General features: G+C 33.8%; 15 protein-coding genes. 10 read left to right on the top strand and 5 right to left on the bottom strand.

What is annotated here, in order from left to right; all coding sequences use genetic code 11:
• Positions 1–47: 47 nt before the first annotated feature.
• Entirely contained in the window at positions 48–437 is a 390-nt protein-coding gene (locus tag HL290_RS05450) for a hypothetical protein (protein WP_198495849.1), read from the bottom strand.
• A 188-nt stretch (positions 438–625) separates the two neighbouring features.
• On the opposite strand from HL290_RS05450, the gene HL290_RS05445 reads away from it, so the two are divergent.
• Positions 626–1,453: an RsiV family protein gene (locus HL290_RS05445; RefSeq protein WP_198495848.1), complete on the top strand. Its 828-nt coding sequence runs from the start codon at positions 626–628 to the stop codon at positions 1,451–1,453.
• 97 nt (positions 1,454–1,550) lie between these two features.
• Entirely contained in the window at positions 1,551–1,952 is a 402-nt protein-coding gene (locus HL290_RS05440; protein ID WP_198495847.1) for a J517_1871 family lipoprotein, read from the top strand.
• Positions 1,953–2,552: 600 nt separating this feature from the next.
• Here the strand turns inward: HL290_RS05440 and HL290_RS05435 are convergent.
• Complete coding sequence (locus tag HL290_RS05435; protein WP_227602195.1) at positions 2,553–2,690, bottom strand: hypothetical protein; 138 nt, start codon at positions 2,688–2,690, stop codon at positions 2,553–2,555.
• A 384-nt stretch (positions 2,691–3,074) separates the two neighbouring features.
• Between HL290_RS05435 and HL290_RS18600 the strand changes: the two genes are divergently transcribed.
• The 4 genes from HL290_RS18600 (at position 3,075) to HL290_RS05415 (ending at position 6,099) form a co-directional block, all read left to right on the top strand.
• Positions 3,075–3,977 carry an energy transducer TonB gene (locus HL290_RS18600; RefSeq protein ID WP_227602194.1) on the top strand — a complete coding sequence of 301 codons (903 nt, stop codon included), beginning with the start codon at positions 3,075–3,077 and terminating at the stop codon, positions 3,975–3,977.
• 86 nt (positions 3,978–4,063) lie between these two features.
• On the top strand, positions 4,064–4,480 hold the full coding sequence (locus HL290_RS05425; RefSeq protein ID WP_198495845.1) for an energy transducer TonB: 417 nt from the start codon (positions 4,064–4,066) through the stop codon (positions 4,478–4,480).
• Between the two features lie 181 nt (positions 4,481–4,661).
• Positions 4,662–5,321, top strand: coding sequence for a YajG family lipoprotein (locus tag HL290_RS05420; RefSeq protein ID WP_198495844.1), 660 nt, complete (start codon positions 4,662–4,664; stop codon positions 5,319–5,321).
• Positions 5,322–5,760: 439 nt separating this feature from the next.
• Entirely contained in the window at positions 5,761–6,099 is a 339-nt protein-coding gene (locus tag HL290_RS05415; RefSeq protein WP_198495843.1) for a hypothetical protein, read from the top strand.
• Positions 6,100–6,277: 178 nt separating this feature from the next.
• Here HL290_RS05415 and HL290_RS05410 read toward each other — a convergent pair whose 3' ends face one another.
• A complete protein-coding gene (locus HL290_RS05410) occupies positions 6,278–6,541 on the bottom strand; it encodes a hypothetical protein (RefSeq protein ID WP_198078539.1) in 264 nt (87 codons plus the stop codon).
• Between the two features lie 229 nt (positions 6,542–6,770).
• On the opposite strand from HL290_RS05410, the gene HL290_RS05405 reads away from it, so the two are divergent.
• From HL290_RS05405 to HL290_RS05390, 4 genes are all read left to right on the top strand, one after another.
• Positions 6,771–7,214, top strand: a complete 444-nt coding sequence (locus HL290_RS05405) for a BLUF domain-containing protein (protein WP_198496392.1) — start codon at positions 6,771–6,773, stop codon at positions 7,212–7,214.
• A gap of 533 nt (positions 7,215–7,747) precedes the next feature.
• Entirely contained in the window at positions 7,748–9,169 is a 1,422-nt protein-coding gene (locus HL290_RS05400; RefSeq protein ID WP_198495842.1) for a GntP family permease, read from the top strand.
• A gap of 33 nt (positions 9,170–9,202) precedes the next feature.
• Positions 9,203–9,988, top strand: coding sequence for a 3-hydroxybutyrate dehydrogenase (locus tag HL290_RS05395; RefSeq protein WP_198495841.1), 786 nt, complete (start codon positions 9,203–9,205; stop codon positions 9,986–9,988).
• Between the two features lie 324 nt (positions 9,989–10,312).
• Positions 10,313–11,299 (top strand): AraC family transcriptional regulator, encoded by a 987-nt coding sequence (locus HL290_RS05390; protein WP_003651695.1) that lies wholly within the window; start codon positions 10,313–10,315, stop codon positions 11,297–11,299.
• Between the two features lie 72 nt (positions 11,300–11,371).
• Here HL290_RS05390 and HL290_RS05385 read toward each other — a convergent pair whose 3' ends face one another.
• Positions 11,372–12,715, bottom strand: coding sequence for an MFS transporter (locus HL290_RS05385; RefSeq protein ID WP_198495840.1), 1,344 nt, complete (start codon positions 12,713–12,715; stop codon positions 11,372–11,374).
• Between the two features lie 17 nt (positions 12,716–12,732).
• The gene (locus HL290_RS05380; RefSeq protein ID WP_413784447.1) at positions 12,733–13,944 is read right to left on the bottom strand and encodes an OprD family outer membrane porin; all 1,212 of its coding nucleotides are present in this window, start codon (positions 13,942–13,944) and stop codon (positions 12,733–12,735) included.
• Positions 13,945–14,056 lie beyond the last annotated feature (112 nt).

Genomic DNA, 14,056 nt, shown 5'->3' with positions numbered 1-14,056 from the left:
TTTTGACAAAAATTTAAGAAAAAGGAATTAGCGGACGAGCTACTGAACTACTTTAGTAAATTTTCCCAACAAAATTCATCTCTGTTGTTTGCAAAGTATAGAGCCATTCCAACTCCATGGAAAAATAAATGACCTAACCAAATTACTTGAGGAGCAACTTTTAAGCCTTCTAATAAAATAGTTGTTGAATAAATTGCTAATAAAAAGGTGAAGATGATGATGTATGTAACACTCGCTACAAATTTATATTTTGGTGCTAATTGAGGAATTTTATATCCAATCAAAATTTGCATACCGCAATTTATGATGAGCGAAAGTATACCCACAATGACTTGTGGTACATTTAGATATTCTAAAGAGAGTTGTTCGATTATAAAAATGATTTGCCACAGTAGAAACATGCCCAGAGGGTACAATACAAATTTAATCCACATCATATTTTGTTTTCTTATCAATATTTTATAAGAGTATTCTATTGAATAACAAAGATTAAATAAATACTGTTTTTTCAAAAAAACTATATCTCAATATAAAGCTGGTCTTAATTCAATTAAAATATTTGTGAATTTTAAATTCATTAAAACTTAATTTAAAAGATAAATGAGATTATGTAAGGGTAAAATTAATGAATAAAACTATTCTTGGTTTAGTGCTGGTTCCACTCATATTAAGTGGCTGTGTGAAAAAAGCTGAAGAAAAACCTGTAGAAAAAACAGAAAATACTTCAACTATAAAAACGACCGAACAACCCCAAACAAAAGAAAATCAAATTCCTGCAATAATAGCGCACAGTTTTCTCGTGAAGTTTGAGCAACCCAAAATTTGTGGGCCTAATCCAGATGTCGAGGGTATTGTATGTACTTCTAAAGAAGCCATTGCACTTAAAAGTAATATTGACTGGATTGATCAAGTAATCGATAAGGAAATCCGTAAAAATTATGCAGATGCTCTTACTCCTGCATCAGAACAGCAAAAGCAGTTAAATCAAGCACAAGCTGAGGGGCTTAATAACTGGTCAGATAGTGTGGTTTATCGCTTTAATGGACAGTTTGGTCAATATGTGCAAATTTCAAAAGTTAGCTCAGAATATTCTGGCGGAGCACATGGTATAGCAACTTTTGAAGATTATGTTTTTGACTTGAAAAGCAAAAAGCGCATTGGATTAAAAGATATTGTAGTGAATGGAAAAATGAATGCGCTTAAAGATGCTTTATGGAAACATTACGAATATTGGTGCCAAGAAAATGATATGCAGCCCTTTATTAGCAAAGAGGACTTTAAAGTAAGTGAAAATTTTTATATCAACCAGTCGGGTGGGGTGACCTTTGATTTTCAGCTTTACGAATTGGCTCCATATGCCGCAGGTCCTGTGAGTTTAGAGATTTATGATACGAATCAGCTGATAAAACCAGAGTTTTTACCGCCAATGCCTACTTTAAAAACTGAAATGTAAGAGCAATAAATACTAAATAAATTACTTAGACCACCTTCGGGTGGTTTTTCATTTTCTGAACTGTTAAATTTTACTCATTATTAAAATGGATAATTTCATGAAAAAGATAATTTTATTAGGAGTGGTGGTTTTATTAGGTGGGTGTGTAACTCCCGCTACTCAAATGATTAATAATAAATTTAGTGAAGTACAACCTTCAATACCTTCAGTGTCAGGTATATGGACGATTTCGATCGGCCCAAGCATATCAACAATAAAACTTGATTCAGATGGCAATGGAATACTTTGTGACGATACTAATGGGCATGTTGTATTCAACAAAGTTAAGTATGCAAATAATATGATTTACATTCAAAATGGTATGACTCTAGAAGTGAAGCTTCTAAATAAAGATATACTCGAATCTAGAATAACGTTAAGTGCCTCCAATTCAAATATGGTCTATAAAGCCGATAATGACTTAAACGCAACGTCATTGAAGTGTGCCAAAGAATTATAGATAACTACCTTATAAGTTAGCAGAGGTGTTGACATGATGAAATGTTAGGAAGCCTGATGCAGAAGTTGATAGGTATTTCATCTTTTATGAAAAAAACTTCCTACTTATAGATTTTGAAATGACTTTTCCGCATTTGTAATTATATTTTCTTCTCTCTTAGATTGGACTTCATCTAAATATTATCTTTATTTGTATAATGTTGTTGATATATAATTATTTTTTAATATCTTTAAAACTTAAAAAAATGAACTTAAAATATATTTTGATTGCTTTTGGTCTAGTATTCTTTGTACAAACTATCGTTAGTGCCTTGATTGGCGGGTTAGCGAGGATGATATTTCCACGTAACATTGCTATGGCAATTTTCTACGCAGCAGCGATCCTTATAGTCATTTGGATCGGTTACTATAATACTAAGACCGCTGTAGGTTTTAAGGTGAAGACAGCCTTAAAGTTACATTTACTTATAGCCTTTTTTCCTCTTATTAGTTTATTCATAGAACCTGTAGAGAAAGTTGTATTAAATATTCTGACTCTATTTGTAAGTCTTAATATTGGAACTGCTATCTATTACTTTAAAGGTAAGAATCTAGTATCTGCCTAATCCATTTCAGCTTCTTTTATACGGCTCAAGATGTAGTTAATTAAGTCTTGTTGCCCTAGATTGAAGGCTGACTGTGTTGCTGAGTCTTTATCGCAAGGAAGCTTAGTATGGAATAGCTCTATTAGCTCATTCAATAATTGTAATCCTTCACCATCACTAAAGACATTGTTGTATTTGTTATTCACTGTCCATTGCTCCTATGATTTGATCAGGAGTCGTATTCTTAGCTTGATCCTTAGACCTGTAAAACCTACTTACTGCATCATCATTTGTTAAAGGTAATTTATTGGTAACGTATTGGAGTAGTCTATTTAGTAAGTTTGATAGAATACATTTTTGAGATAGCGAAAATTTTATGAATAATAAGAAAATAAGTCTATTAAGATAGCTTTCTTAAATTAATTGAGTTGTTTGTAAAATTTGTACTGTTGGATAGCTTTTAAGCTATTTAAATGTGGTTTATATTTTCTAGTTAAAATATATGGACCTATATTAATTAGGATTAAATGAAATTCATTATGAAAATTTTAATAAAATTTATCTTAAGCTTTTTATTTTACTTTGCATTAAATACGTATGCGCAAGAAGCTGGAAATTTTAGAGAATTGCGATATCAAAAGGTTAAGTGGATTCAACCTCCAAGCATTAGCATCAGTAATGATGAGCTACAAGGATATGATAGAAATGTTGTGATAGCAGCAGAAACTAATATAAGTGGTAAAATTACAGCAATTAAATTGATGCAAAGCAGTGGGATTAATAGTATAGATTTAAAGTTAATAACCGCAGTGGAAAACGCTAGATTTTCACCTTATCAAGAAAATGGAGTTTTCTATCCAGTCAGATTTTTACAACCCTTCCACTTAGAAGCATCTAGAGAACCTGAATTCGAGGTCTATCCAGAAATAAAAGTAAATGACGAAGATCTGTATGGTAAAAATAGATCAGTATCTATTTTTACAGAAGCTGATGTGAACGGAACTCTAACTAGATCTGAAATTCAAAAAAGTAGTGGGCTTATTAAATTAGATAATTTCGTGCTTGATGAATTTCGTGAACGTGCAAAATTTTTTCCATTAAATGTTAATGGAAAACCTTATCCTATTCGTAAAACTGTTGCTTATAATTTTCCCTCATCTATTACCTCAAGTGAAGCTGAAAGATATAAAAAAGAGTACCAGTTAAAAATTTTTAAAGCTTGGGATGTTCCTCCTAACTCAGCGGGAACTAGTGCAAGAGTTAGGGTTTTATTAACGGATAAAGGTGAGGTAAATCAAATAATATTTTTGAATGAAGTCTCTAAAGAATTTAAGTTAAGTATTGAGCGAGCGATTAAAAAATCAATTCCGTTTACTTTGCCTGAAAATACTGATGTTAGAAAAATAGCAAGAAACTTATCAATTAGCTTTAAGGCAACATAGTTATTTGATATTAATTTAAAATAAAGAACTCATTAGTGTTTTTTTTGAGCTGTTAAATTTTAATTATTATTAAATTGGTTACTTTTATGAAAAAGATTATTTTAACTAGCTTGTTCCTTATTTTATTGGGGTGTGCAAGTAAACCTGTAGAAAGTTTAAATAGAAACTTAGATTTAGATGTTAAAACTCCTCCAAATTTTGATTCAAAAAATTCTTACTATAAGGTTCCTGAATCATTTAAAGTTTATTGGTTAAAAGCTCCATCGCTTACTATTTCGGGAGCAGAGCTTGCAGGACGAAATAGACTTGTGCTTTTAGATGTTAAAGCTGATGAATGGGGAGTAATTACAGAGGTTGTTTTAACTCGAAGCAGTGGTCTAGCAGAGCTTGATCAAAAATCTATGAATGCTGTCAAGTTAGCTAAATTGAAGCCTTATAAAATAAATGGAAAACATGTTCGTTTCGATGTAACTCTACCTCTGCTATTTACACTTGAGAACTAGTCTAATATTAATAAGTTTTCATAAAAAAATAATTTATTTGTTTAATAGAAGGAAAGGCTATTCACATGTCTTTAAATAATTATATAAATTTTTAAACCATGTAGCTGAGTATTTCTTTATGTGACATTTAGTAAATAATTTGTTAAATTATGTGAACTTTATAACAAACGGTTAAAAACTCATGATGAAAATATTGGTTACAAGTTTAATTGCTTTAAGTTTAGTTGGGTGTGCAACATCAAGGGGCTTAATTGAAATACCTCAAGGTCAAAAACTAAATCAATCCCAAAATATAGTAGCACAAGGCAAATCGATTATAGTGAAGGTTGAGGATGATCGAAAATTTCAAGATAAACCCGCATCAGCTGATATTCCATCTTTAAAAGGTGAGCAATCTAATGCAACAGCAGAAGAAAAAGCCCGAGCTGTTGCTCGTAAAAGAAATGGATATGGAAAGGCTTTAGGGGATATCCTTTTAAAGGATGAGACTGTATCGCATTTGGTTGATAAACGTGTTTCTGAAGCATTGCAGCAGTCGGGATATAGAGTTCTTGCTAATAACACCACTAATGAAGCCAATGCCGATCTGATACTCAATATTAAAATTAATAAATTTTGGTCATGGTTCCAGCCTGGATTTGCCTCAATCAAAATCAATTCTGAAATTGATACCGAAATTTTAGATGCCAAACACCCTAATCGCCCACCATTTAAAATCTATAGCAAGGTAACTAGATCAGCACAGGTAGCGAACGAGTCGAAATGGGTAGAGAATATTGACAAAGTACTCAATGACTACGAGGAAAAGTTAATTATTGAGCTTTCTAAGAAAAGTCAGTAGTTTTTATTTAAATCTTTGAAATATATTTAAGTTTAAAAAGCACCCTAGGGTGCTTTTTATATCTCATCGTTGTTTATTCGCCAATTGCATTACTATCAAGTGATTTAGAAAAGTAATTAAGTATTCCAAACAACTTTTGTAATAAATTGTGGTAGATTATTAACAATTAAGGTTTTGACAGTATTTTCATGTACCATTGCGGGATTAAAAAAATAAAATCTCTAAGGTAAAATGAAATGAATAAGATAACCCTAATTTTGCTAGCCGCTCTTCTTTTTTGTATTTTAGCGAACTATGAAAGTTTTAACTTATTAAAACCTCAAGAAACTGCCAGTAGTGAAATTAACAAAACTCTTCCCAAAAACTAATCCACCTAAGGGTGGTTTTTTTTATACCCTAAGCTCTTAAATTTTAATTATTAATGATAAAGGGTAATTTTATGAGAAAAACTTTAATTGGAGCTTTATTCTTAACATTTGGAGCCTCGGTAAGTGCAGCATCGAAAATTGAAAAAGAGGAAACAAAAAAGTTTTCAACAATGAAGCAATGTATTGAATGGCTAGATTCTAAATATCCAAATAGCAACTGGCATAAAGACAGAGGTGCCTCGTGGAGTTTAGAAAATGATAATTCAAATTTTTTATCTGGAATTACACATGTTCCTAGTGACGAAAATAAAAAACTGACACATCCAATTGCGATTTATTGCAAATTAAAAGAAACAAGTACCGAAGGTGTCTTCTATGAAGGAAAATATATCGTCATAGAGGCTATTTAGTCTCAAAATTTAATTGAACAAACCTACTCAATGAGTGGGTTTGTTATAGCTGAAGAAAATCAACAAATTCATTTCCACGAACAATTTCCATATGATTAGCTTGCTAATCAAGTAGTGATTTAAAAAGCTTGAATAATTACCCTTTTCTTGGCTTCCATCGTATGTGTACAGCTATATGTCATGAGGGCCTGACTTTAGTTTTCTTTGTCAAAATCTTAATAATTTTAAAAACTTGCTCACCCAGTTTTATCTTTTGATGAACAGTTGCATTGTCGAGCTGATCCCACAACTCAAATGGGAAAAACTCTGAACTATGATCAAATACCCATAACCATTGATGACTATTGTTAAGCGTATTTACATCAAAACGCACATCCTGAACTTTGACAATCTTAAGTTGTTTATGATGTTCGTCTTGAAGAATAATTTCATGGTTCTCCATTAGACATCCACAAATTAAAGACAATTTTCAATTTTACTGAAATTGATACTTTCTTGTGAGTTTGTTAGTTGGCTTTAATTTACAAAAGATTTCTGGTTGTTAAAGTTTGTCATTTTCAAAATGATAATAATCTTTACTCTTGAAATACAAGGTTTTAAATAGGTTCGGTTGTAAGCGGTAGGCGTAAATGTCAGAATGCCTAGCTGACATCTATCTTCGAGTTATCGCTATGAGTTTAATAGGGTTTATGTATGCAAGTAAAACCAATAGTGAACATAGTCAAGTAAAACAAGATTTAATTGATATCCTCACAGAAGCAGTCAAATTCAACTCTTATAATGATATTACGGGAGTACTTTACTATGGTAATGGATATTTCTTGCAGTATTTGGAAGGCGAGAAAGAACAAGTTGAATCACTATTTTATAATTCAATTTTGAAAGATTCGCGACATCAGAATTGTGAAATCATCTTTTCGGAGCCGTCCGAACAGCGGTTGTTTAAGCATTGGAGTATGAAATTTGCTCCTATAAATACGAAAATAAAAGATTTCTTTTTTCATCATCATGTCGATGAGTTTAACCCGTATTTGCTTAACACTACATCAATTCCATCTTTTATTGAATTGCTTGTCGATCAACCAAATCTTAAAGCTGATCAATATCAAATTTAATCAACGATAGGATCTGAACTAGAGTAGTTTTTTCTACTTAAAAATATAAGCCCTCTAAAGAGGGCTTTTCTTAGTTAACTTGTATTAGTGAGCCACAGCCCCACAGTCCTTGAGACTGCGGCTCACCTAGAAAGTTAATTTATACGAAAATTTGTCTAGATGATATTTCTAAAAAAAATTAAGAAATATTTATTAAATTATTTTAAAAAATATATTATTTAATTTCCTTTATTAAATAATATAGAGGTATTAATTTAATTTACTCAATAATTAATAAGTTTTATAAAACAATAGCATTTTTAAATAATTAAATTTTACCAATTAGATTGAGCAACTATTTGTAATTTATAGGTATTTAAATATTTAAATAAATTACATTGTTTTTAAATATTTTAGTGATATTTTATTTTTAGGCACATTTACCTATTACCAAGCATAGATATTTTGATTTTTATAATTATAGGTTCGGGATAACCTAAATATCTTTTGGTAATTTTAAACCTAATATTTATTCTTTAAGGAGCAAAGAATATATGTGGGAATTATTTGTAATTCTACTTTCGCTTTGGCTGTTAATGTACACAGCTTACAAGGGCTTTTCTGTCATTTTGATGGCACCAATTTGTGCCTTACTCGCGGTTTTACTCATTAACCCAGCCAATGTTTTACCGTTTTATTCGGGTGTTTTTATGCCCAAAATGGTTAACTTTATTAAAGATTACTTTCTTGTATTTTTGCTCGGGGCAATTTTCGGTAAAGTCGTTGAAATGTCTGGAATTGCCGAATCTATCGCTCGAACTATTGTGAGATGGATTGGGGCAAAAAAAGCAATTTTAACCGTTGTGTTATTAGGTGCAATTTTAACATATAGCGGTGTCAGCTTATTTGTTGCTGTATTTGCAATTTATCCTTTTGCCAACCAGCTTTTTAGACAAGCTAACATTCCAAAACGTTTAATTCCAGGCACAATCGCGCTTGGTGCATTCACATTTACCATGGATGCATTGCCAGGTACGCCGCAAATCCAGAACGTTATTCCAACTACATTCTTTGGTACCAATATTTATGCTGCACCATTTTTAGGAATTATTGGCGCTATTTTCGTTTTATGTGCAGGTTTAGCTTATTTGGAGTGGCGTCGTCGTGCTGCTGCAAAAGCGGGTGAAGGCTTTTCTGGTTTTAGAGTAGACAATACGTCGTCTCAAGAAATTGAAGCCGATATATCTATGCAAAATAATGGAAGCACAGCTCGTCAGTTTTTAGCATTTGTACCTCTCATTCTTGTTGCTGTAATGAACAAGTATTTGTCTAAGGCAATTAAAGAGTGGTATCCAAATGGCTTTGATTTTGCCACTGTAGGTTTAGCCGATTACACAGTTGATGTCGCAAAAACGGGGGCGATCTGGGCTGTTGGTTTAGCACTTATTGTCGGAATTATTGCTGCAATTTTATTTGACTACCAACGTGTAGTGACCAACTTTAAAGAGGGCATTAATGCCAGTATTGGTGGCTCACTTTTAGCAGTGATGAATACAGCTTCTGAATATGGTTTCGGTGCAATTATTGCGTCATTACCGGGCTTTGCCCTGATTAGTCATGCAATGAGCAGTACTTTTACAAATCCTTTAGTGAATGGGGCTGTGACGACAACAGTTTTAGCAGGTATTACCGGTTCAGCTTCTGGTGGTATGAGTATCGCTTTAAGTGCGATGGCTGAACACTATAACGCCGCGATTTTAGCAGCAGGTATTCCGCCAGAAGTCATGCACCGTGTGGTTGCAATGGCATCGGGTGGTATGGACACGCTTCCTCATAATGGTGCCGTGATTACCTTACTTGCTGTTACGGGTTTAACCCATAAACAGTCGTATAAGGATATTTTTGCAGTCACAGTAATTAAAACATTAGCGGTATTTGTGGTGATTACGGTCTTTACACTGACTGGTATTGTTTAAACCAACAAGTTAAAAATATTAAGGAGTAAATAGATGACTAAACTTTTAGACGGAAAAGTAGCCTTTATTACAGGCTCTGCAAGTGGGATCGGTCTAGAGATTGCTAAGAAATTTGCTCAAGAAGGTGCAAAAGTTGTCATTTCTGATATGAATGCTGAAAAGTGCCAAGAAACGGCAAAGCTGCTAACAGAACAAGGCTTTGAAGCGTTATCTGCACCATGTGACGTAACTGACGAAGATGCTTATAAACAAGCAATTGAGTTAACTCAACAGACCTTTGGCACTGTAGATATCTTAATTAATAATGCTGGTTTTCAACACGTTGCACCTATTGAAGAGTTTCCAACCGCTGTTTTTCAAAAGCTAGTTCAGGTCATGCTCACTGGTTCATTTATTGGCATTAAACATGTTTTTCCAATTATGAAAGCTCAAAAATCGGGTCGTATTATTAATATGGCTTCAATTAATGGCTTGATTGGTTTCGCTGGGAAAGCAGGTTATAACAGTGCTAAACATGGTTTAATTGGTTTGACAAAAGTTGCCGCATTAGAATGTGCACGTGACGGTATTACGGTAAATGCCTTATGCCCAGGTTATGTAGATACACCATTGGTTCGCGGTCAAATTGCAGATTTGGCTAAAACCCGTAATGTGAGTCTAGACAGCGCACTTGAAGATGTAATTCTGGCAATGGTTCCTCAAAAACGTTTGTTATCTGTTGAAGAAATTGCTGATTATGCAATTTTCCTTGCGAGTGACAAAGCCGGTGGGGTAACGGGTCAGTCTGTGGTTATGGATGGTGGTTATACCGCACAATAATTTAGAGTTTTATAAAAGCCGCTTATTCTTTAATAAGCGGTTTTTTATAAATAAAAGATATGTAAGTTTAGTGTTCAAAACGATGATTTATCTCAACTATAGTTGCTTATAAAAAATCCAATAAAATAAGTTTGTTAAGGTATGAAATTATACTTTAAAGGTATTTAACTTATTTCCAATTTTAAAATTTAATAGAGTATGAGAAAGTAATCTTTACTCTCTTTCTTGATTAGATATTTTTCAGGAAAATTCGTCAATTAAAGGATATTAATTGGCATACAAGTTGCTTTTTTAGCAATAAGTTATTAGCTAGGTGAAAAGGATATGATATCACTCAGCCAACAGACGGAACTCAATCATTATTCGCGTAAAGCTGAATTTGCGCAGAATTTGATGTCCACGATTTGTGGTGAACACCGTCTAGACACAATTTACAAAGACACTCTCGATTTTCACTATGATGGAATGCGCCTGCCTAATAAAAAAATGGCAATTGGCACAATCAGTTATGGTGCAAATGTTGCCATTAACATCTCTAATCTAAAAGCTTATAGCATTAGCTTACCGATACAAGGAAGACAAGCTCTCAACATTCGTGGTGCTCATTATCAGTCTGATGAAAACAGAGGACTTATTGTTTCAAATAACGATCAGCAAGATTTGATTATTGATAAAGATTGTCGAAAATTTCAGGTGGTTATTCCAGAACGAAGCATGCAAATTGTTCTTGCAGATCTACTGAACAAACCGGTAGATGCTCCCATCATTTTTAATCCAGAAATGCATCTGGACTCGGAACAACTGATTGGTGCATGGTGGAAAAATATTCAGAATTTTTTACAGTTAAAATCTCAATATAGCAATTTTTATGGTTTGCAGATGTTATCTGAAGACTATGAAAATTTTGTAATTAAAGCCTTACTTTTATCTCAAGAAAATAATTATTCCGAAAGTTTAAAGTTACTTTCGCATCAGGATGAACCAGCCTATATCCGAAAGGTGCGGAATTTCATTATTGAACATGCGCATGAAGAAATCTGTGCAGAAGACTTGCAACGTCTAGCTGGAGTTTCAAAATCAAAATTGTATGATGAATTTCAACAATACTACGGCACCAGTCCAATGTCGTATTTAAAAAAATATCGTCTCCAACAAATTTATAAAATCTTGAGCACCACAGGAGCGGATAGAAAAGTATCTATTTCTAAGCTTGCTTATGACTGGGGATTTAATCATTTAAGTCGTTTTTCTCAAGAATATCGCGAAGAGTTTGGTGAAAAACCAAGTGAAACGAAGGGCAAAATTTTTTAAGCATTTAACCTCTTAACTAATAAAAACCCTGATTGAATTAATTCAATCAGGGTTTTTATTTATCTCTATATTTTAAATACTATTTTCAAGATTCAATACTTGCTTACTTTTAGATTTTTCATAAATGACTTTAAGACTAAGGGCAATAAATGAAATGAAGGTTGGTAATGCAAGAATAAAGAAAATACCGCTTAAACTTAAGTTAAACGTGAAAATGAGCGATCCAAAGAAAGCTCCTATAATTGCACCGATACGACCAATACCATGCATCCACGAAACGCCAACCGCGCGGCACACCGCTGGATAGAAAATAGCTGCAAGTGGAAGTAAAGAAGATTGAGCACCAGCAAGTAATGCACCAATTAAGAAAATGGTAATACCCAATAAGAAAATATTTGAACTGACTAAGCCTGCGACAATGAATAGCCCAAAAGCAATTAAATAAGAGTATTTAATCACTGTGGTTGGGTTCAGTTTATCCATGTACCAACCCATAATGGTTGCACCAATCACACCACCAAAAGGGAAAATAGCTGCAATTAAACTAAATTGTTGCGTCGTAAAACCAGCTGTTTTTAAAATTGTTGGCATCCAGCTTGTTAAAAGATAAAACACCAATAGGCTGGTAAAGCAGCACAACCAAAGCATGCTTGAACCCCAAAGGTATTTTCCTAAAACGATTTTAACCGGATTTTCCTCTGATGCTGTTTCTGTTTGAGCCAAGACAAGTTTTACTGGTTCTTGGAATGGATGCCCTTGAATATTTTCTAAAATTCGTTGTGCTTTATCTTGTTGTTGGCGCGTAATTAAGTATTGAGTTGATTCAGGTAATTTAAGTAATAAGGCAACCACTAAAATGAGGGGAATACTTCCACCAATAATAATGACTTTGGCCCAGCCATAACTTTCTAACAGATAAGCTGATAACACACCGCCACAAGAAATACCCAGCATAAAACCGCAACCTGCTAATCCTGTTAGGAATGCTTTACGTTTTACAGGCATATATTCAGAGACAATGGTACTGATGTTTGGCATGGCTGCTCCCAAACCTACACCTGTAATAAAACGATAAATCATTAAGTCTTGAGTCGAGTCGGCAAAGCCACACAAAATCGTAAATATTGAAAATAAAAGGCTTGTAAAAACAATGACGCCTTTACGCCCAAATTTATCAGACAACGGCCCTGAAATAATGGCACCAATTGACATGCCGACTAAAGCGGCACTTAAAACAGGAGCAAGTTGAGGCTTGGTAATTCCCCAATCATCAAGCAATGCGGGAGCAATAAAACCAATAATTCCTGTGTCTAAGCCATCACAGAAGAAGACAAAAAATCCTAGGATAAAAACCATCCACTGCAATGGGGACAGTTTTTCGCGGTTGATTACCGAATTTGCATCTATCGTTTTCATATGTATTCCTTAACTCATTAAAATTTTCTGCTGTAATTAACAAAGAAACGGTTTTCTGAAAAATCGTTTCCATGCTTAACGTCGTAATTGATAAAGATGTACTGAAGAGCTAGACCTTTGAGAAAAGGCTGTTGAAGGGCATAATTGACAATAACGTTTGCTTCACTTTCTTTGTTCTTTAAGCCATCGGCTGTTTTAAAGTGATCGCCATATACATACTTCAAAGTTGTATTTAAACCGGGTACATAATCTTTAAAGTCATAGCCATAGATGAAGTGATAAGACTTTTCATCTTGTTTGAAGAAACCAGTCGTGTTCCAGTTAATAAAATAAGTTTCAGGCAAGAACCCATCAGGTAGTGGGTAGGCAGACTCGCCAATAATTTGTTGATAACCTAAACCAAAGCTGTGATTTTTTACTTTGAGCGTTTCTAATAAACCTACATTTTGCGCATCGATGTCGAAAAGATTTCCATTATCTTTGGCATTGAAATATTTGAATTTTGAATTGATCGAAAAATTGGAGTTCTTCCATATGTGGTCAACGCCGACATAATGTTTATTATATAAATCCTCCATATTTCCGAAGTAATATTCGCCTTTCAAAGTAGGAGTGATTTGATAGCGCAGGTCTATGTAGTTAAGGCCATCGGAGTAGCCAGTCACGCCTTTTGAGGTAAAAGAAAATCGATGAAAGTCTTCTTCATTTCGTGGCGATACTTTTTCGATTCGACCAATTTCGGCAAAAAGGTTATCGCTCAATTGAGACTTAAGGTTGGTTCCCCAATAAGAGGTCAGTAGCTGACGACTTGCATCTACAGTGGTTACGGGTAAATCCAGCCATAATTCACCAATGCTTAGTAGCGTCTTGTTATAGCCCAACTTTAAGGTCGCGCCATATTTTAGATAATCAGGTGCTTGGGATTGCGTCGCTTTATCAAAAGGTAATACCGTATCTGCAACATGTTTATCTTGGCTTAAACGAACCGCATATTGTGCTGAGGCATTTGCTCCAATTTGAATCGGAGTTCCACCAATTTCTAACGGCGTGTCGTGCATATTAGAGTTATAAAATAGAGAGACGGATTGTGACCAGCTACCCGTGTCTTTTACATCTGGGTTGTCATAGTTTCTATCTATATATGCATTTTTTAATGTAAATTTCCATTCTTCATCCGCTGAATAAGCCTGAGTAGAAAATGCACTACAACATAAAATGTTGATGAGCATTAACGTTTTGTTGTGTCCATAAATTGGCTTTGGTCGATGCATAAATAAAGTGCCTTAATTTAGAAAAATGACTGAGCTTTTCTTATGTAATCAAACTAATTACATGACTTTG

The organism is Acinetobacter sp. AC1-2 (assembly GCF_016124155.1).
Lineage (GTDB): Bacteria > Pseudomonadota > Gammaproteobacteria > Pseudomonadales > Moraxellaceae > Acinetobacter > Acinetobacter calcoaceticus.
The sequence above is the reverse complement of the archived record's forward strand: the minus strand, read 5'-3'. Positions and strand labels throughout refer to the sequence as shown.